The organism is Butyrivibrio sp. NC3005 (assembly GCF_000424545.1).
Lineage (GTDB): Bacteria > Bacillota > Clostridia > Lachnospirales > Lachnospiraceae > Butyrivibrio.
Map to the genome: position 1 here is coordinate 59,322 of NZ_AUKC01000017.1, position 20,238 is coordinate 79,559.

Here is a 20,238-nt window from a genome sequence, read left to right on the forward strand (position 1 = left end):
TTTTTGTTCTCAAGCATCTTATAAAATTGGATGCCACTTATAACAGCTGCACACTACTAAGTGTTCTATGAACAATCCTAGATTAAAATCACTCATGTACGCAGTTACACTTGTGACATCATAACATTAATTTGAACATACACTCAAGATTTATTTGATTAAATTTTTAACGCGTTAAACAAACATTGGATAATAATAGCTTCTAGCATCCCAAAAACAGCAACTTCATTACTTTCCCCGTATCAATTCAACTTTATAGCGCTATTATTAATTTACTATCTGTTGTATGATATTTTTATAAAGAAATTGATTTTATGCTCAATTATAAAAAAAACAGGAGGTGATTTTCTTGAATTTAAAACAGGCTAAATCCGAATTACATTTACATCTTGACGGTTCTATACGTCCCTCATCTCTTTTAGAAATATGTAAAGAAAAAAATATCAGTATACCAGCAACTTCTCTTCAAGAAGTAACAAGGCTTATGGAAGTTCCTGAAAATTGTGATTCATTAAATACATATCTTAAACGTTTCGATTTGCCTCTTATGATATTACAGGATGGTGAATCAATCGAAAGAGTCACTTATGAACTAGCAGAAGATCTTACCAAAGAAGGAATTGAATATGGAGAAATTCGTTTTGCACCATTTTATTCTACTAAAAACGGTTTAACTCAGGAAATGGTAACTAAAGCTGCCATTAATGGCGCAAAAAAAGCAATGAAAAACCATCCTAATATAAGAATCGGTCTTATTCTGTGCTGTATGAGAGGATTAGATGAAGACATAAATTTAGAAACCGTAAAAGTTTGTTCTAATCTTTTAGGAGATGTTGTATGTGCTATAGATTTAGCTGGTGCAGAAGCTTTATATCCAACCTCTGACTACAAATATATCTTTGATAAAGCAAAAGATGCTCATATTCCATTCACTATCCATGCTGGAGAAGCTGCAGGCCCAGAAAGCATTTACAGTGCACTGGAATTTGGCACTAAAAGAATTGGTCACGGCGTTAGATGCATTGAAGATTCCAACCTTATGAAACAGTTAAAGGAAAGAGAGATTATCCTTGAAGTTTGTCCTACCAGTAACTGCCAAACTTTTCCACTGAAAAAAGCCAGCCTTCACCCTATAAGAAAACTGTTCGATTCCGGTATCAAAATCACCTTAAATACAGATAACCGTACCGTTTCGCATACATCTTTGAATAAGGAAATTGAATTATTAAAAAATGAATTTGGTTTCACTGAAAGTGAATTCGATACAATTTGGAAAAATGCCCAGGAAGCTCGCTTCTTAAAATAATAACGACAAAAACCTATGCTTTTTTGTTTTATATAATCTGTTCTGATGTTTGTATATTTCGTCGCAGACACGCTTTCGCTTGATTATAAACGTAATGGTTCGTAATGCGCTAAAAAACAGCGCATAAGAACCAACGTTTATAAACAGTTCTGCTCGTGAAATATTACAAGCCATCAGAACGCATCTAATTAGTTCAAATAACGAAAAGTATGACTTCTTGTCGCTTATATTCAGAAACTCGCATTTACTGCGAGTTTCGTGAGAACAAAAGTCAAGCGGCAAACTGGTCCAAGGCGAAGCCTTTTTAAATGGCTAGTTTGCGTAGTTTTTGGAACGTAGTGACAAAAATCTATGACTTCTTGCTGAGATTTAGGATAATCATCAGCAAGAATCCTGCTTCGCAGGACAAAATTTGTCTTAACGACAAATTTTAGTCTGGTACGGTTCTTGATTTTCCTAATGAAAACAATAACCTATGACTTCTTGTCACTTAAGGTGCTTTGGAAGTTCATTTCCAGACAGTTTATGTGCTTCAATCTCACAAATTCTATCTGCGTATTCTCGCATTTTATTTACTATCCACATATAAGCCATCTTATTCTCTGAATAATCAGCCTCTGTTATCATGTCAACTCGTCCATCTTCTCTTAAATGTTCAGCCTGTTTCATTCCTTCCATACTTCCCGGAGCATAGACAGCAAGTGTTGCACCTTTATTTTGCTTTATAACTGAAAATGCTGGGACGTCGCTTGGTCCGTCAGCTATATAAATCATATTTTCAAAGGGAACTCGCCTTTTTTCTTTAGCAAGTTTGGTATTAACGCTAATTTTATCCCACTTGCCTACGCCTTTATTAATTTCAAACAAAGCCCTGGTCTTTGTAGTATTATCAATTGTAAAACCAATCTCACTAATCACTTTTTTTGAAGAGTCTTTACTATCTTCTCCTTCTATAAAGTCACATCCCCAAATTCCTGAAGTATATTTGGCTATAACTGAGCCTTCTATCATTTTGCGAATTCCAGTACTAACAATATAATGTTCTACTGTAATATCATATTTTTTGTAATTTTTATCTTCTTCAATAACTTTCTTAGTTAATTCAAAAAAATCAGGGAGACCATTATAAAACTTTATTTTACTTCCTAGTTCTTTTAATTTTTCATTAGTCAATCCAGGAAAAAATCCATCTTTTACACAATGAATAAAATGATTAAGATATATAGTATCTGGATTTACCAAAACTCCCTGCTCTTTATAATAATCTGGGAGTTTATTAACTTTTTCCCAAAACTCTTCAGAATCAACATTATACTCAGCAAAAATAGGATCCTGCATATAACCATCAACAAGTGTTTTATCAAAATCCCAAATAAGTGCAATTACATTTGCCATAAAAACCAACTTTCTAACCTGTAAATCATAAAAACTTATCAGCTATCTCCTAAACTAGCTTTTAAATTATCAAAATCAAAAATGTCTCCCATAGTAAACTGTTCCTCTTTAAATGCGTTCTTTACTACATTTAATAGTCTTTTAAAACTTTCGCTATCCTGAGTTTCTTTGAATAACAATGCTGTATTTTCAGCATCTACAAGTCCATCATGAGCTCTTCCCTCAAAGTCTAATCCAGCCAGATTTACTGCTTTTTCAAGAGACATTATTTTGGAAAGTTCAAAAAGTTTACTGTACTCGACCTGAAAATCGTGCCACTGTTCAAGCATATATTCTATCTCTGGTGAGCTTTCAACTTTTTTCAATTCCATCTCCTTCATAATCTGAATAGAATCAGTAGTGCTCCAGGAGTAAATTGTATAATCTTTTCCACACCACTTTACAAAGTCAGATAAAACCACATCGAAAGGAGGCGCATCCTGAAGCATCTGTGTTGTAATTCCTGTCAGCTTCTCGTATTTTGCATAAACCTTTGTACTATACTTAGGTTTAATATATTCTTGAAAACGATCAATTATTTGATAATTAGTGTCCATCTTAACCGCACCGATTTCAATCGTCTCCATAGTACAGAAACGTCTCTCCTCTTTATAATCACGTCCCATAGGATGCATTTCAAGATCTATGAATATACGAATCAAAATGCCCTCCCCCTTTCTCTTTTATCTTTTTGTTCTAATCAGCAAGGCTATTTACATTAATTATTACGTATTCAGATCTACAACCTGTCTTAAACTTTATAGCCCAGTCTGATATTCCGGATGTTACTATAAAATCCGTTTTATTCCGCTTTTCATACCCATAAGTTCTATCATTAAATCCAAGCCACTGCCCTATATAGGTTATTGGAATAAGCTGACCTCCGTGTGTATGTCCCGAAACAACAAGATCAGCATCCGATAAAGCTTCATTTTCATAATCATTAGGTTCATGATCAAGTACAACAATATATTTGTCATTATCAACATTTTGAAGAAGCTCATCCATGCTCATTCTATCGATTTTGCTCTTATCACAACGACCTACTACATAGAATCTATTATCTACCAACATTGCCTCATCTTCAAGAATATGTACACCATTTTTCGATAAAGATTCTCTTAAATCTTCTGCCGAAAAATCTCTCTTATTAAAATATCCTTCATCATGGTTACCATAGGCAAAATAAACACCAAACCTAGCCTTAAATTCTCCAAGTGCCCTGCAACATGCTTCCATATCTGATTTTTTTGTCTCATCATCTACATAATCGCCTGGAATAATTAAAATGTCTGGTGACTGTTTTTCGATTACTTTAAGCTGCCTTGCAAAACTCTCTCCATTAAATACAGCTCCTATATGAGAATCTGCAAACATGGCAATTTTCAGGGTTCCAACCTTCTTATCAGTTATTAGGTTATAATCCTTTTCGACAACATTTACGCACAGATAATAACCGCACACAAGGTAAAAAACTGAACACACTATTGCAAGTAAGCCTTGCCAATAATGAGAAAACTTTTTTCCGGATATTTTTGATACTATTTTTGCAAGCAACTCACTAAGTAAAAAGAAAATCGTAATATACACTATAATGACTACTGCATTTATTACTGACATTGCATAAGAAAAAAATCCAAAAACTCCTACCACTACTACAAGTGGCAATAAAATCTTCAAAAATTTATTTTCCTTGCCTATTTTCTTAAAAAAGCCAAACTTTCCAATTGACATTACCAAAAAAGCTATTCCAAAAACAGATGCTGCAATTGCACCAATTACCATTAACACCCAGATCATATTATGCCCTTCTTATTCTTTAGAATCAGAACCAGTGTACAATGAACAGTAAAATACAGATACAAGCAAAACTAAAGCAAACGCAAGCCATAGAGAAAGTGTCAAAATTCCTTTCTGAGAAAACATATCAAAATATCCTTTTAAATAAATACCAATAATAATAACTGGTATTACATAAGATACATAGTTTTTCAAAGATTTTGGAAACCTGATTCCATCTCCTTTATCTGCCTCATCAATAAAATTATCAAATCCCCATCCATTTTTTCTAGTACAAAAAAGAACAAATGCAAGACTTCCTAATGGAAGAAGGTTGTTAGATACTACAAAATCCTCAAAATCAAGAATTGTAGAACCTTCACCAAGCGGTGTAACAAATGATAATGCATTATATCCAAGAGCGCATGGAATACTCAAAACAATAATCAAAACTGCACTTATTGCAACGCTCTTTTTTCTTTCAAATCCAAATCTGTCCATAGAAAAAGCAATGATATTTTCAAACACTGCTACTACTGTTGACATAGCTGCAAATGTTAAAAATACAAAAAACATAGCTCCCCATAGTCTTCCAAAATGCATTTTCAAAAACAGATTCGGAATTGTCAAAAATATAAGACTTGGCCCGGCATCCGGTTCAATTCCATAGGCAAAGCAAGCTGGAATAATGATAAATCCTGCTGTGAGAGCCACAAACGTATCAAGAACAGTAATCATTATAGCTTCACCAGTAAGACTTCTATCTTTATCAATATATGAACCAAAAATAAGCATTGCGCCTATTCCTATTGATAAGGTAAAAAAAGCCTGACTCATCGCAGCAAATATAACGCTTCCTATTCCTTTTTTTATCATATTTTCAAAATCCGGAACAAGATAAAACTTTATTCCAGATGCTGCACCATCCAAAATTAAGGAATGAAACGCCAATACAAGCATCAGGGACAACAATGCCAGCATCATGTATTTGGTAACTCTCTCAACCCCATTTTCAATACCGAAAAAACAAACAAAAAATCCAAGAACACAAACAAGAATCGTCCAAAAAACCATTCCATTTGAATCCTGTAACATCTGGCCAAATCGTTTTGTTACGAAAGCAGTATCTTTGTGTGCAAAATCACCTTTCACGTGCAAAAAACAGTACTGCATCATCCACCCGCACACAGTAGTGTAATACATCATAAGCATATAACATCCGATTACACTAATCCATTTAAGCCAGTGCCACCTTGAATTTGCAGGTTCAAGTCTTTCGAAAGCACGAGCTGCACTTACTCTCGATGCCCTTCCTATTGAAAACTCACATATCAAAACAGGTATACCTAGAATCATCAGGAAAATCAGGTACATCAAAATGAATGCTGCACCCCCATATTGACCACACAGGTAAGGAAATTTCCATACATTTCCTATTCCTATTGCACATCCTGCTGAAACCAAAATAAACCCTAACCTTGAACCAAACTGTTCCCTTTGTTTTTCCTTCATCTCTTTTCTCTATACTTCCTCTAAATATTTAACTTATGACAAAAGAAGTGACTTAACAGTCTCTATCAAACTCAATAATTGATACTTTATTACAAAAACAGCATCATTGTATTGCGGATATTCATGTTTTATATGATTAAGAAGAGGATAAACATATTCTTCTGTTTCATTAACATATTTTATCAGTCTCTTTCTATCAAATGACATGGCCATTGTAGAAACATTATTACACCTGTCAAGAGCCTTAACTATTGACGCAATACTGTCTGATTCTATTTCTCTGTAATAATCCTGAGTTGACAATGTATTTTCTTTTGTCAGTAAAAAAACGGAATATTTTATTTCGTCCGAAAAAGGTAAATCTTCCGGCAGAATTCCGCAATTCTCGCATATATCATGGAGCATTATAACAGATAGTACTTTATCATCGTGAATACCAAGTGCATGGGCATGACATGCCATCATCAGGGGATGAATAATATATGGTACCTTGACATCTTTGTGAAATTTATTTCCATCGCGCAACTCTTTACTGTGCTTAACCAACGCATACCCAATAGCCATTGGAAACTCCTGAAGTTTTTCTTCTTTAGCGATTTTTCTAAGCTTTGCAAGCATATTTTCTTCAGAAAAAATTCTGTCTTTGACATCCCAACACGGAACATCAAAGTCTCCTTTTCCCAACTTATCAAGTGGTATATCCAGAACAATTGATAATTTCTCTTTGTTCTGGTTACTTGGCATAGCTTCTTCATTTTCCCACATACTTACTGTCTTTTCAGACACAAGCAAGAGTGTTGCCAGCTGTTTTTGTGTAAGATTCATGTTCACTCGACGACTTTTTATTCGTTTCCCAATTGTCATAGTAAGCCCTCACCAAATAAAGGTACGAGTATTGTCATTTTTCTTCAGAAACTTGCATTTACTATACGTTTCGTGTAAGCAAAAATTCCCAAAACAGTCAAACGCATTGAAATAGTTTCACATATAGTATTCACATCTTTTTATTATAGCAACAATATAAGTTAGACACCACAAATTTGTTTTCTTATACCTTTACTCAGCTCACATTTTACTTCTTTTCCACCCACAACAACTGTAAGAACGCAGTCTTTATCAGGCATAATGGAACAATAGGTAACTTCCCCCTTTTCCCATTTCATAGAAAGTGTTCCACCACTTCTTAGCCTCATTCCTTCAAGGCTTCCACTTTCTGTCTCTTTTGTAATAGCAGGAAGAAGTTCGAGTCTGTCACTTCTACTATAAGCTATCATTTCTAGAATACCTGCTGCAGCACCAAGATTTCCATCAATCTGAAAAACTGAAAAATTTGGTCCAAGAGGATGATTATCCATAAGATTATTATATGTTCCTGTCATAAGAAGTTCCTTAAGATTCTGATATGTCTTTGCTCCTTCTCTAAATCTTGCCCATAAACATATTATCCATGCTCTTGACCAGCCCGTATGCCCCCCACCATTCTCAAGCCTTCTTATAAGGGATTTCTTTGCAGCCTCCATATAAACACCATTTTTATCATAAGAAATAGAATTTCCAGGATAAACCCCATACAAGTGAGAAATGTGTCTATGACCTTTTTCAAGTTCCTCGTAATCTTCCATCCACTCCTGAAGCTGACCATATCGTCCAATTTTAAGCTTAGGAAATTTTTCTTTGGTTTTTAAAGCTTTTTCAATCTTTTCTTCATCTAGTCCTAAAACTCTGCAGGAATTAATATAGTCTTCAAATAGTTCTGTCAAAATCTCAGTATCCATTACCGCACTTTCACACAATACACCTGTTGTACCATCTTTCATGATATATGTGTTTTCTGGTGACATAGATGGAGAAGTTACAAGTGTTCCGTCTTGTTTTTCTATTAAAAAGTCATAGAAAAAGAATACACACTGCTCCATAACATCAAAGTGTTTCCTCAAAAAATCTTCATCACCGCTGTAAAGATAATGCTCCCAAATATGAGTTGACAGCCATGCAAGTCCCATTACCCATATTGTAGATGTAATACAAGTATCTTGAGGCGCAGAATCTGCATAAATATCTGTATTATGATGAGCTACGCTTCCTCTGCATCCATACATTCTTTTAGCTGTCTCTTTACCGTTTTCTTTCAATCTTTCCATTAAATCAAATAAAGGGAGCTCACATTCTTCAAGATTTCCACAACCAGCAAGCCAATAATTCATTTCGGTATTGATATTGATTGTAAATTTACTGTCCCATACTGGATACATCTGATCTGTCCAGATTCCCTGAAGATTTGCCGGAAGAGTATTTTCTCTGCTAGAAGATATAAGAAGATATCTTCCATATTGAAAATACATCTCCAAAAGACCTAAATCATCGTCTCCTTTTTTTACAGCATCAAGTCTCATATTCACTGGAAGTTTTTCTTTTGATTCGTCTTTTTTTCTAAATGAAAGCTTTACCCTGTCAAAAAGATTAGAGAAATCTTTAACATGTCTTTCTAACAGTTCCTCACATTTTTGTGATGCTTCATAGATTCTATCAAGACACACTTCTTCATACTTTTCATGCCTAAAACTTGTTTCAACATCAAGAAATATCCACGCCTGTGTCACATTTTCAGCAATTACTCTTGCACCAAGGCTATACATCTTACCGCCTTTAACTTTAACATTTGCAGCCATAGCAAAAGAAATACCATCTCTTACTCCATCAACTTTGAATATTACTGTATCCGCAGCTTTAGCACACATTTCATCTGTACAATTATGATTTCTTCCAAGACATAAATCAAAAGAAAACGGTTCATTTTCACTGTTAGAAATATGCATTACCATAACATTATCTGGAAAAGAACAATATGTTTTTCTAAGAAAATGAACATTATTCACTGTAAAACCAACAGATGCAATTCCGTTATCAAGACAAAGGTCTCTTCGATAATCATTGATATCACCATCTATATCCATATTCAGATACATTTCACCTGCCATCTGATAGGATCTTTGAGAATCCGGTACTCCCACCATTGAATAAATAGCTCTTTTCTCAGCTTCTTTTATTTTACCTTCGCTTATAAGCTTTCTAACAACAGGAAGACTTTCCAATGCATCTTTGTTTATTCTATCAAGATGTTTTCCGCTCCAGACACTGTCTTCGTTTATCTTGATACATTCGTGTAATGCATCACCATATACCATACCGCCTAATCTTCCGTTTCCTATAGGTAAAGCTTCATTCCAAGCATCTGCCTTTTTGTCATACCACATTTTCATCTTGTTCCCCTCCTCATTATATGTACTTACAAAAACAATTACTGTTTGCCCATTATAAACAAGCAAACAGTAACTGTTAAATCATAAGTCTTCCATGACTTTTATAAAAAACGTTAAAATCTCCCTATACAAGCATTGACTCTATATCTTACTCACTTTGTTTCAATGCTTTTTTTATTTCTCTAATTACAATCTTCAATGCTTTTATTCTAGCATATTTTTTATCTACTGACTCTAAAATATACCACGGAGCAAAACTGGTACTGGTTTTTTCAATCATTTCGTTTACTGCTGTTTCATATAAATCCCACTTTTCTCTGTTTCTCCAGTCCTCATCTGTAATCTTCCATTGTTTTTCCGGCGTATTTTGTCTGTCTGTAAACCTCTTAAGCTGAGTGTCTTTGTCAATCTGAACCCAGAATTTAATAATTACAGTACCAAAATCATGTAGTTCACTTTCGAACTCATTTATTTCGTTATATGCCCTTTGCCAATCATTCTCAGAACAAAAACCTTCAAGACGTTCAACCATTACTCTTCCATACCAGGTTCTGTCAAAAATAGTAATGTGTCCTGTTTTTGGAAGTCTTGTCCAAAACCTCCAAAGATAATGCCTTGCTTTCTCGTGAGGTTCAGGACTTGCTATAGGTTCCACCACATAGTCACGAGGATCAAGTGCAGCAGCTATTCTCTTAATATTCCCGCCTTTACCTGCTGCATCCCATCCTTCATAAGCAATTACAACAGGAATCTTCTTTCGGTACACCTTGTTATTAAGTTCCTGCAATTCTTTCTGTAGTCTATCAAGTTCTGCCTCATATTCTTCGTCAGTCATGGTTTTATCTTCAAGAGAAATTTCAGAAAGCTTTATTGTCTTCTCCATCTTGAAAGTATTCTGCAATATTGGAACATTGAGAGAACTGTTTTGCAGTGCAACATCAATTGCCTGATTCAAAAAGGAAAGAACCTGAAATTCAGCATATTTCTTATCTTTTGCATCAATAATATACCAAGGAGTCCTTGACTGATTTGTATCTGACAAGTACTTGTCAAATACCTCCATACACTTGTCATAGTGCTTATTCTGCCAAATGTCTTTATCATCAACTCTCCATTTAGTATCCTTATCACTTAAAAGCTTATCAAACCTCTTTTTCTGCTCTTTTTTGGATATATGGAAAAAGAATTTGACTACAAGATATCCATTATCACACAACTGTCTTTCCATAACATTTATGGAATGAACTCTTTTTTGATATTCTTCTTCTGTCAGCTTCTCTTCAAGTACCTGTTCAACAACTTCATCCATCCAACAGGTATCAAAAAATCTAAACTTTCCAGCTTCAGGTATTTCTTTTACATATCTGTAAAGAAATGGATATCTTTTTTCTTCTTCACTTCTTTGCCTATCCATTGTTGCAACTTTGAAAAATCTAGGATCAATACACCTTATGACTTTGCCTATAATAGCGCCCTTTCCTGCTGCATTAAAGCCTTCAAAGATAACCATCACAGGAAGTTTAGCATCTTTGATTTTCATCTGAACACTTGACAAACGATCACGCTCTTGTTTTAATCTTCCTCTAAGTTCTTCTTCCTCAGGAATTTCTGCTTTCACAAAATCATTCAGCATACAAGCCTCCTTATTTTAACGATGTATATAAGATGTGACTTCTTTTCAATTTCATTCAGGATTCTGCATTAGCACTACATATATTTATCGGATAAAAGCTCTCTTTATTTAACATCGTTCAAATAGTCAGCCTTAACAACTCTAACCCTCTCGTAAATGCCCGCACTATTCATGTCTTCGCTAGCTTTAAAGGTTACCTTTACTTTATCAGCATACTTTGTAACTTCTTGTGGAAGGTTGTAATACTTTTTTATAAAAGTATGTGGACTATTCACATTTAGTTTCTCATCTACTAGTAACTGGTCGTTTATGTATATACTAAAAGCTTTACCACTATCATCACTTATATAACATACCTGTAGGACATTTGCGCAAGCCTTATCTACCTTCAGCTCATAAGAAAAAAAACCTTCCTTAAATGCCACTCTAAACATCTTTCCATTATTTGAGCCAGAAAAAGTATTCTCAGCTTTCATTCCATGTGAAAGCTCATACTGATCATTTGCAACCGGAACAGAGTCAATTGTTGCCGCATCTAACATTTGATTTTCCTTTTCTCTTTTTTCAATCTCTATTGCTCTTATATCATCCTTAAATACAACATAAAAATATATTCCATATCTATTCTTATAACGACGATAATGCGGGGTAAATACTAAATCATCTCTATCTGTTCCTAAAAGTCTAAATGATAGTTCTTCTCCTTCTCTTACCAGATATTTTTCAGGATGATTTCTAAAATCATCCGAATTTGTCTTAATGAAAGAAGAAACTGTCATGTCATTAAGTGTAGGAACAGTAACATTGACTCCAGTAACAGAGTCAGTCATGTCTTTATCTCCTAAATCGGCAGATAAAACAAGTGGACCATAACTAAAAGCAGCAACCAAGTCATTGTCAGGAAGTGAACTAATTCCAACTTTAATATTAAAAGAAATTGTAACTACGTCTCCGTTTTTCCATGTCCTTTCAATATATACAAAGCCGTTTTCCTTATTTCCTGATACTTCTTCTTTGTTGCACTTTACATCAAACTCATCAGTCCAATAAGGGATTCTAAATGCTATTGTAAAAGTTTTATCCCTATCTGTACTAATCGTGAACTTTGAATAATTCGTCTCTGGAATACGAGTTTCCTGAGTTACAACAACATTATTTTCTTCCCAGTTAACACTTGATGAAAAATACTCACATGCATACAAAGTATTATCATCAAAAAAATAAATTCCTTGTGAGAGCTTAGTAAAATTCTCCATTCCTGTACCTGTACAGCACCAAAAATGATTTTCAGGCGAAGAATAAACTTTATAATACCCTGTTGCCATTGGTTGGAAATAGGTTGTCATTCCTGTTTCTGGATTTTGGGAAGATAAAATAGCATTAATATATGTCCTTTCAAAAAAATCCATATATTTCTTGTCTTTTGTGATTTTAAACAACATCCTGCTAAGCTTAAGCATATTGTAAGTATTACAGGTTTCACAATTGCAATTGGTTCGCTCGGCATCAAGTATTTTAGGTGTTCCGAAGTGTTCCCATTCACTATTTCCTCCTGTAATATAAGTATGACTTTCGACCACCATATTCCAGAAATTTTCTGCTGTCTTTAGATAAAAATCCCTGTCTTTTTCATCAGAAACAATATAGTGATTTAAAGCTCCCACTATCTTAGGAATAGTAGTATTTGCATGAAGACCGTCAAGAACATCTTCATTTTTGTATAACTTCTCAAAAAGAGATATTTCATCAAAGAAATGAGCAGCATCAAAATACTTTTTTTCTTTAGTGAGAGAATACAACTCAAATAAGACATCATTCATTCCACCATACTCAACTCGAAGAACTCTTTTCTGACCTTCATCATCTAGCTTTTTATTTTCGTTATAAATCCAGTCTCCAAGTCTTTTGGCAACCTCTAATGCCTTATCAATTCCAGTATATTCATATATGCTGATAATACCACCTAAAACCTTATGCATTACATACCATGGAACCCAAGTTCCCTGTGTATTACCCGCAGCAATTTTTTCATAATCTGTTTTGGGAATTGCAGCAAGATATCCGTCTGCAGCCTGAAAACGACTAAGCTCATCTATGATATGAGCACAAATAGAATACAATTCTTCATCTTGAGTTGCAGCATATCCTTGTGCTACAGCACTCATATAATGTCCAAGAGTATGACCTTTTATAGCCGTATTCTCCCATCCATCATATAATGAAATCTTCTTGTTAATTATTCCGGCCTGCTCACCAAAGCCTTTCATAAGTCTGTCAGCATCCAGAGATTTTAAATAGGAAATATCCTTATTTTGGGCATTTACAAGAAATGAATCCAAAAGTCTGATATCTCCTAATTTAAAATCTGAAATTTGCTCTACCCTATTATTCGCCATAATGTACCTTCCTTAAATAATATGCTAAAAACCTAAACTATGTCACAGAAATTAGAATATCATCCACATTATGACTATTAAATATCGAAAAGGTAGAAAAGGTGTCATTTTGTTATACAAATCCAAAATCAACCTGCAAAAAACAACTCTTCAAATAAATCAAAAATTGATTTTCCATTAATAAGATTATAAAAACCATCTTCATCATCTGATGTAAGTGTAAATCTTGCGATTCTTCCATCTTCAAGCTTGGCATCAACTTTATCTATACCATCAGTTCTGTACATTGCATACTTTGTTTTTGCCGGTAAATTTTCTTTTCCTGTTACATTTCCATTCTCATCAACAATTTCACACTCTATAGTATCCTTAGATACAATTGTTCTTGGATATTTAATTATGTAATATTTATCTTCTGAAATCAGACTTCCATCATCGTTCATACTATAGTCTTTATATGCACTATAAGTGCTCAGAAGATTAAAATCAGTATCAATCCTTACTTTCTCGACATGTGCTGGTACTACTGAATAATAAGTTACATCATACGATTTTTCCTTATCCTCTTTTTCAATAGAAGCAAACCCCTTATATCCTTCAAATTCCTTATAGTCATCAACGCCGCTAATACTGGAAAAGTCGCAGCTACTTAAAGGTTTTCCAACAAGTGAAGGCTCTTTTCCTAGTTTTACGATATAAAGCTCACTACAATCGTATTCTTCACTCAAATAAACCATAATATATTTTTGATTAGAAGAAAGTGCAACAAGATTTGCATACAGGTTGCAATACTGTTTCGAGATAAGTTTATATTCCTTATCATTTACTCTAACTGATACCTGATTGTGATAATCTGATTCATCAGCATCATCAGTTTCTATGCTGATCTTATTATACTCACCATCAATTTCAACATTTTCATCCATATAATTAGCCATCTCTGATGCGTAGCTAATATCTGTAAAAGGCTTATAGTTTTCATTTACAAGCTCAGATGAATAAGGAATAAATACAGTTATAAGTCCTACAGCGTATGGTGCTATATCATATGTATTAAAGAAGACAGTGATTCCATTTGCATCCATATAGAAATCAAGCTCATAAGTATCACTATCTATCTGAATAGAATCATCTTCTGATTTTGGTGTAACACCGTCATACGACTGCGAAAAATAATCATCCAAAGACTTCTTTAAATCAAAGAAACTCTCCTCACCATATTTTTTGGGAAGCTCAGTTTCAAGATATTTTCTAAAAGATTCTTTATTTGAAATCACGTCTTTTATCTTAATCTTGTTTCCTGTATTTACATCATAATTAAGGCCATCGTATATCGAAGAAGGATGAGCTCCACCCGCGTAGGAATACTCACTCCCAAGAATACTTAGAACTTTTGAATCAACTCTTTTAGTATAAAAGTTTGATTCAAGTGAACTTTCATATTCTCTTCCATCTTGCCTATCACTCTTACTACTTTCTGCAAATGACTTTGTTTCCTCTAATATTGTTTTCTGAATGCTCTTCATCTCTTGTGAAAGAGCATTATGCAAACCAGAGTATTTCCTGCTAGACTCAAGATCTAAAGTTATGTAGTCTGCATGACCGGAAAGAAAAGGTTTTGCTCCCTTTTCATCAGATTCAAGCAAATAATCACTATACCTTAATAATGAAGGTCCTTTTTCCTGTTCATAACTAAATCCCTGAGCTCTACCTTCTTTATCTTCATTATCAGTAGACGCATTATTTGAAGCATCACTTCCAGAAGAAAGATTAGATGAATTTTCTGAAATCCTTTCTTTAACTTTTTCTTTTTGTTCTTCTATTCTGGATGTCTCACTTCCGCTTTCATTAGAGATATTCCCATTGCCATCTACAGATGGCGCAGAACAGCCAAACAGCGAAAAACACATACCTGCTGTTGTAAGCATAGCTAAAAATCTTTTTCTCATTTTTTCCTTCCTTTACTTCTTATCTATATCATCATCAGTATCTTTTGGGCCACTTATAACTTCAGACCAAAGATTCTCATGCTCGATATCAAAACAAAACATCGTCTTTTCTATTTTATCAAGTCGCAGAGCAAAATTAACTGCATATTTCTTACATTCTGGCACCTGACATGTATCAAGAATCTTATTAAAACTATCAATCTCAATTTCCAGAATATTTCTCTGATCTATATTTCCCTCTTCATATATCCTGTCTGCTTTTTCCAAAAGATATTTAATTTCAGGTATCTCTCGAGGATTTTGCTTCAAAGTCTCCATATACATAGAAATCTCGCTAAGATATTCCTTGTCAAGACCTCTTGAAGCACCTCGTTTTCTATGAATTTCTTTTCCATTAATAGGACACACAATATCTATATCGAAAATGCCATTCAAATCATATGAAAAACGTACATCTGCATAAGCCTGCCCTTTTCTCAGTGGAGGAACCGCAAGTTCTAAAGTATCTAAAAGAAGATTGTCAGAAGCTTTATGTTTTTCTCCCTGATAAACCTTGAATTTTATCTTTTTCTGATTGTTAGCAACAGTATAATATCTAGACGCCCTACTAGCAGGCAACGTCTGGTTTTTAGGAATAATCGTAGACATAATATCACCCTCCACCTCAATTCCAAGTGAGAACGGGCAAATATCAGTCATAACAATATCTTTAACGACGTCTTTTCTGAGATTAATACCTGTTACAATTCCGACGCCCTTACAGATAGATACATCTCCGCTTTTGTCAACATAGACTTTGTTTCCAAAAAGCGATTCCAGATACGTGCTTACAATTGGCATCTTGGAAGAACCGCCCACCATAATAACTCCTGCTATATCCTCTATATCAAGCATCGCATCATTCATAAGTCTCTTTAAGACAATCGTGATTTTCTTGAAAATTCCCGATGAAATATCAATTAACCCCTGACGAGTCAGAGAGTATTCATAGGTATTTTCACCTAAATGTACATTTGTTGATACTTCATCAACAGACGAAAGCGTTACTTTAATATTTTCAGATAAGCTCAGTAATATCTCTTTGTACTTTTTATTTATTGTTCTCCAATCAAGACCATTTTTGGAACAAATGTCAATTGCTATTGCTTCATTGAAATCTTTACCGCCTAGACAATTATCACCAGAAATATTACAGATTTCAACCATATTTGCAAAAGCATCTACAACTGTGACATCCAGAGTACCGCCACCAAAATCGAATACTATAAACTTCTCATCCTGATCAATATGTTCAATATGATATGAAAGAGCAGCTGCACTTGGTTCATTAACCAGTAAAGACACATTTATTCCAGCCTGTTCACCAGCAAGTCTGGTCGCCTGTCTTTGATGATCATCAAAATACGCAGGAACACTTATTACTGCAGAGTCTACTTTTTCTCCTGCATACTTCTCTGCATCACTTACAAGTTTCTTAATAACAACTGACGATAAATCAATAGGTGTAAAACTTCCAACGCCAGGAATCTTATAACATGTATCACGTCCCATCATTCTCTTAAATTCACGAACAGTTGATTCTGGATTAGTAATAAGTCTTTCTTTGGCCGTTTTTCCTACCAGCACTTCTTTTTTATCTATAAATGAAACAACTGATGGAGTAAGATATTCGCCAAATTCATTCGGTATAAGCCTTACTCCCTTGTCTGTCCATACACTTACAAGACTATTAGTTGTTCCAAGATCAATCCCAACAATCATTTGTTTCTCCTTGTATTCGTCTTAGAATCTTCTATGTACACTTTGATAATATTCACAGCGGGATTTTTTTCCTTAACAGCATCAATCACAGAATAAATACCAGATTTTACGTTCTTTATACTAATTGCCTTTCCGTCTTTTTTTATGATATAAGAGTTAAGGCTCATAATTTTTATGTCATCAAGTGGAATAACCCTTATGACAAATGAATTGACACTTACAAAAAAATCTTGTGTAACGAATATTTTGCTGTTTTCATCAATAAATGTATCGGGATATTTCATTTGTATTTGAGCTTTAATTAAATCATCTTTTGAAGTACTGAAAAAAACATCCAAAAACATAAGCGAAACAACAATACAAACTAGTGCTGTAACCAAAAAAAACATTACCATATATGAAGACAGAGTAATAAAAAATGCCTTATGCGTTACAAATTGCCTGATAACAAGTACTAGAGTTACAAGACCTAATATATTCATATACAAATCATTGTAATATGCTTCCTTAAAACCTTTATCAAAAAGATATTTTCCTATGAAAAAAAATTTTCTTTTTCTAAAAAGATATGAATATTTCTGATTCAAAAACTCTTTTTCAGACATACTCCTATCTGAATTAATCCTCTTAATCATGTAATCATATATACTATTAAGCATTTCTTTTCCAGGAAGATTGATACTGGTTATTTTATAATCATCAAGCTGAATATTCACTGAAAAATGACTCTTATTATCAAAATCTTCACACTTTACGACTTTCATAACTCTATTAAACGGGATAATTACAGGTGTAAATTCTTTTTCAATAATAAAATAATTATCGAAAAAATAAACATAACCACCCATAAGATAGGTTACTTTTCCATTTTTCAAATTATCTTTCAGCTCTTTTTTTATCTTCGATGGAATAAACAAAACTTTGGTCCAATAAACCACGTTATATGCAAAATAAACTATATCAACAATTACCAAGACAGTTTCTACGATTATCAGACCGCAAAATATAATCATAAAAACAAATCCCAAAACAGAATACTCAAATCTATCAAAAAGCATATATGATATAAGCTGAATTACTATCGCTACCAGTGTAGTAAGAATTGTCATTGCAAACGTTTTAGTGTTTACATATCTTCTTGCCATAATAACAGGATTAAAAAAAATACTTTCGGGCTTTTTCTGATTTGCCTTATATTCTGCAATGAAAGTATTCCTATTATAACCATTATGGTCTTTTATTTCACACCCTGCATCTTGAAGTTTTTTCAAAACAGGAAGATAATGCTTTTCCCCCATTCTTATTCTTCCAAGTTTCTTACCACTAAAATCCTGTAACAGCATCTGATTATCCTTTTCACCAACAGTAACTGTTACATCTGGAAGCAAAGCGTATTCAAGTTTTCTTCCTGAAACAAACAAAATATTATCTGTCAGAATAAAAGTACAACCTTTATTTATTATAAAATTCATACCAGACCACTTGACCGTATTAGTATCAAGTTTTGAATAGTTTTCAAAAAGCGTTACTATTTCCTTGTCAGAAATAAAACTGTCATATATGACCTGCTCGTTACCAATACCGTTTCTAATAGCTACAAATCTATAATAAATACTTGAAGTTATATTTATACTATTGTTCCTAAATACTACTTTTTCAAAAACATCATACGCACCTTTGCTAATATATGGAGTCTCCTCTAAAACATCTAATAACATAGATATGAACTCTTTTGAAAATTCAGCAGAATATAATTTATTACTCCATGGATTCAGCATTATTTCAAAGACTTTTTTGTTACCATATCTTCGAGGGGCTTTAGAAATAAGGTATAACATGCGACGAAAAAACAAATACATATTGTTTTGCCTTGCAGAAAAAACAGTTAATTCTGATTCAACACCGCTATAATCATATTCATCCTTAGGTTGATTAACTTTGTATTCATAGGAATAGGATTCGTTTTTGTTGTATTCGTCCTCTTTAATACTTTCCTTGTAAATCTCTTCGCGATTATTCTCTATTTCATACCTATCTTTTGTACTTTGATTAAACTTTTTTTCATTATTATCTTTATAAAGTATATCTGTGAAAAATGCATTCTCAGAAGACTCTTTGGCGTCTTTCTTAAAAGAATCCGCCATTTTCTTGTCAAAATTCGATTTATTTATTTGAAAATTTTGAGAACCGTTTTTGGCATATTTCATCGCAGCTTTATAACTATTCCTTAGTTCTTGAAATTCCATAGGAAATTCAACCGGATGATACTTTTTGGCCATATTCGAATAAGCTGTTTTTATAGCTTTTTCATCATAAGTAGGCTCTATTTCAAGCCACTCCCACATTGTTTTTCTCATACCTTTTCCCGCCTTTTCTGCGCCTGATCAATCTATATAAGTAGATAAAGTCACTATACACGCATCACTACTAAAGACTTTACAACGATTCAAGTTATTTTTGCAAGTCATGCTATAATTACAGTAACATTATTTTTTAAGGAGATTTCTTTCAATGAGTGATAATAAACATTTCTATTTTATCAGACACGGAGAAACTGTCTGGAATGTTGAAAACAAAATATGCGGAGCAACTGACATAGAACTAACACCAAAAGGACATGAGCAGGCAATAGAGACTGGTCACAAAATTCTTACAGAAGGCATTAAAGCAGATGAAATATTATCTTCTCCCCTCGTAAGAGCATCTGAAACAGCAAGACATATTTCGGAAGTAACAAAAATTCCAATGCGCATAGAAATGCGACTTATTGAACAAAACTTTGGAAGATACGAATCAACCCCGCGAGATGGTTTGGAATTTCATGAGGCCAAAAAGAACTTTGCCAGCCGATTCTCAACAGGAGAATCCATGATGCAGATGGCTCAAAGAATTTATAACCTTCTTGATGATATTAAAAACAGCGATAAAACCTATATTCTAGTTGCACACAATGGAATTTCTAGAATAGTTGAATCATATTTTAGAGAAATGGATAATGAAGAATTCTCTTCTTTTGGGATTAAAAACTGTGAAATTAGAAGATACGACTATCTATGAATATAATTAAGCTCAAATAAGAGGTAGTGCATTCTGCAACATCTCTTATTCGGTTTTTACAAAAATCTATACTTTATTGTTTTGAATACTTAGTAGATTAGTTTTACTGGCTTGTAATATTTCATGAGCAGAACTGTTTATAAACGTTGGT

At 33.6% G+C, this 20,238-nt stretch carries 13 protein-coding genes; 2 read left to right on the forward strand and 11 right to left on the reverse strand.

Annotated features, from left to right (window positions below; all coding sequences use genetic code 11):
- Nucleotides 1-349: 349 nt before the first annotated feature.
- Nucleotides 350-1,306: an adenosine deaminase gene (gene add, locus G634_RS0106355; RefSeq protein ID WP_026504588.1), complete on the forward strand. Its 957-nt coding sequence runs from the start codon at nucleotides 350-352 to the stop codon at nucleotides 1,304-1,306.
- A 486-nt stretch (nucleotides 1,307-1,792) separates the two neighbouring features.
- On the opposite strand, the gene G634_RS0106360 is transcribed toward add, so the two are convergent.
- The 11 genes from G634_RS0106360 to G634_RS0106410 form a co-directional block, all read right to left on the reverse strand.
- Nucleotides 1,793-2,701, reverse strand: coding sequence for a haloacid dehalogenase-like hydrolase (locus G634_RS0106360; RefSeq protein ID WP_026504589.1), 909 nt, complete (start codon nucleotides 2,699-2,701; stop codon nucleotides 1,793-1,795).
- A gap of 38 nt (nucleotides 2,702-2,739) precedes the next feature.
- Nucleotides 2,740-3,402, reverse strand: a complete 663-nt coding sequence (locus tag G634_RS0106365; RefSeq protein ID WP_051233719.1) for a 3'-5' exonuclease — start codon at nucleotides 3,400-3,402, stop codon at nucleotides 2,740-2,742.
- A 34-nt stretch (nucleotides 3,403-3,436) separates the two neighbouring features.
- Nucleotides 3,437-4,540, reverse strand: a complete 1,104-nt coding sequence (locus tag G634_RS0106370) for a metallophosphoesterase (protein ID WP_026504591.1) — start codon at nucleotides 4,538-4,540, stop codon at nucleotides 3,437-3,439.
- Between the two features lie 12 nt (nucleotides 4,541-4,552).
- Nucleotides 4,553-6,031 carry a sodium-dependent transporter gene (locus tag G634_RS0106375; RefSeq protein ID WP_026504592.1) on the reverse strand — a complete coding sequence of 493 codons (1,479 nt, stop codon included), beginning with the start codon at nucleotides 6,029-6,031 and terminating at the stop codon, nucleotides 4,553-4,555.
- Nucleotides 6,032-6,064: 33 nt separating this feature from the next.
- Nucleotides 6,065-6,895, reverse strand: a complete 831-nt coding sequence (locus G634_RS20200) for a helix-turn-helix transcriptional regulator (protein WP_051233720.1) — start codon at nucleotides 6,893-6,895, stop codon at nucleotides 6,065-6,067.
- Between the two features lie 161 nt (nucleotides 6,896-7,056).
- A complete protein-coding gene (locus G634_RS0106385; protein ID WP_026504593.1) occupies nucleotides 7,057-9,291 on the reverse strand; it encodes a glycoside hydrolase family 95 protein in 2,235 nt (744 codons plus the stop codon).
- 148 nt (nucleotides 9,292-9,439) lie between these two features.
- Nucleotides 9,440-10,924: a polyphosphate:AMP phosphotransferase gene (gene pap, locus G634_RS0106390; RefSeq protein WP_026504594.1), complete on the reverse strand. Its 1,485-nt coding sequence runs from the start codon at nucleotides 10,922-10,924 to the stop codon at nucleotides 9,440-9,442.
- A gap of 104 nt (nucleotides 10,925-11,028) precedes the next feature.
- Nucleotides 11,029-13,320 (reverse strand): beta-L-arabinofuranosidase domain-containing protein, encoded by a 2,292-nt coding sequence (locus G634_RS0106395; RefSeq protein ID WP_026504595.1) that lies wholly within the window; start codon nucleotides 13,318-13,320, stop codon nucleotides 11,029-11,031.
- Nucleotides 13,321-13,448: 128 nt separating this feature from the next.
- Nucleotides 13,449-15,269, reverse strand: a complete 1,821-nt coding sequence (locus tag G634_RS0106400) for a DUF3298 and DUF4163 domain-containing protein (protein ID WP_026504596.1) — start codon at nucleotides 15,267-15,269, stop codon at nucleotides 13,449-13,451.
- 12 nt (nucleotides 15,270-15,281) lie between these two features.
- Nucleotides 15,282-17,030 (reverse strand): Hsp70 family protein, encoded by a 1,749-nt coding sequence (locus G634_RS18245; RefSeq protein WP_051233721.1) that lies wholly within the window; start codon nucleotides 17,028-17,030, stop codon nucleotides 15,282-15,284.
- The gene (locus G634_RS0106410; protein WP_026504597.1) at nucleotides 17,027-19,387 is read right to left on the reverse strand and encodes a hypothetical protein; all 2,361 of its coding nucleotides are present in this window, start codon (nucleotides 19,385-19,387) and stop codon (nucleotides 17,027-17,029) included. The genes G634_RS18245 and G634_RS0106410 overlap by 4 nt, the downstream gene beginning before the upstream one ends.
- Before the next feature lie 154 nt (nucleotides 19,388-19,541).
- Here G634_RS0106410 and G634_RS0106415 point away from each other — a divergent pair, with 154 nt between their 5' ends.
- Nucleotides 19,542-20,087, forward strand: coding sequence for a histidine phosphatase family protein (locus G634_RS0106415; protein ID WP_026504598.1), 546 nt, complete (start codon nucleotides 19,542-19,544; stop codon nucleotides 20,085-20,087).
- Nucleotides 20,088-20,238 lie beyond the last annotated feature (151 nt).

Bases quoted from the DNA above. Each gene is read 5' to 3' on its own strand.
- G634_RS0106360 (WP_026504589.1), bottom strand. From the start codon at position 2,701: ATGGCAAATGTAATTGCACTTATTTGGGATTTTGATAAAACACTTGTT.
- G634_RS0106370 (WP_026504591.1), bottom strand. From the start codon at position 4,540: ATGATCTGGGTGTTAATGGTAATTGGTGCAATTGCAGCATCTGTTTTT.
- G634_RS0106375 (WP_026504592.1), bottom strand. From the start codon at position 6,031: ATGAAGGAAAAACAAAGGGAACAGTTTGGTTCAAGGTTAGGGTTTATT.
- G634_RS20200 (WP_051233720.1), bottom strand. From the start codon at position 6,895: ATGACAATTGGGAAACGAATAAAAAGTCGTCGAGTGAACATGAATCTT.
- G634_RS0106385 (WP_026504593.1), bottom strand. From the start codon at position 9,291: ATGAAAATGTGGTATGACAAAAAGGCAGATGCTTGGAATGAAGCTTTA.
- pap (WP_026504594.1), bottom strand. From the start codon at position 10,924: ATGCTGAATGATTTTGTGAAAGCAGAAATTCCTGAGGAAGAAGAACTT.
- G634_RS0106395 (WP_026504595.1), bottom strand. From the start codon at position 13,320: ATGGCGAATAATAGGGTAGAGCAAATTTCAGATTTTAAATTAGGAGAT.
- G634_RS0106400 (WP_026504596.1), bottom strand. From the start codon at position 15,269: ATGAGAAAAAGATTTTTAGCTATGCTTACAACAGCAGGTATGTGTTTT.
- G634_RS18245 (WP_051233721.1), bottom strand. From the start codon at position 17,030: ATGATTGTTGGGATTGATCTTGGAACAACTAATAGTCTTGTAAGTGTA.
- G634_RS0106410 (WP_026504597.1), bottom strand. From the start codon at position 19,387: ATGAGAAAAACAATGTGGGAGTGGCTTGAAATAGAGCCTACTTATGAT.
- G634_RS0106415 (WP_026504598.1), top strand. From the start codon at position 19,542: ATGAGTGATAATAAACATTTCTATTTTATCAGACACGGAGAAACTGTC.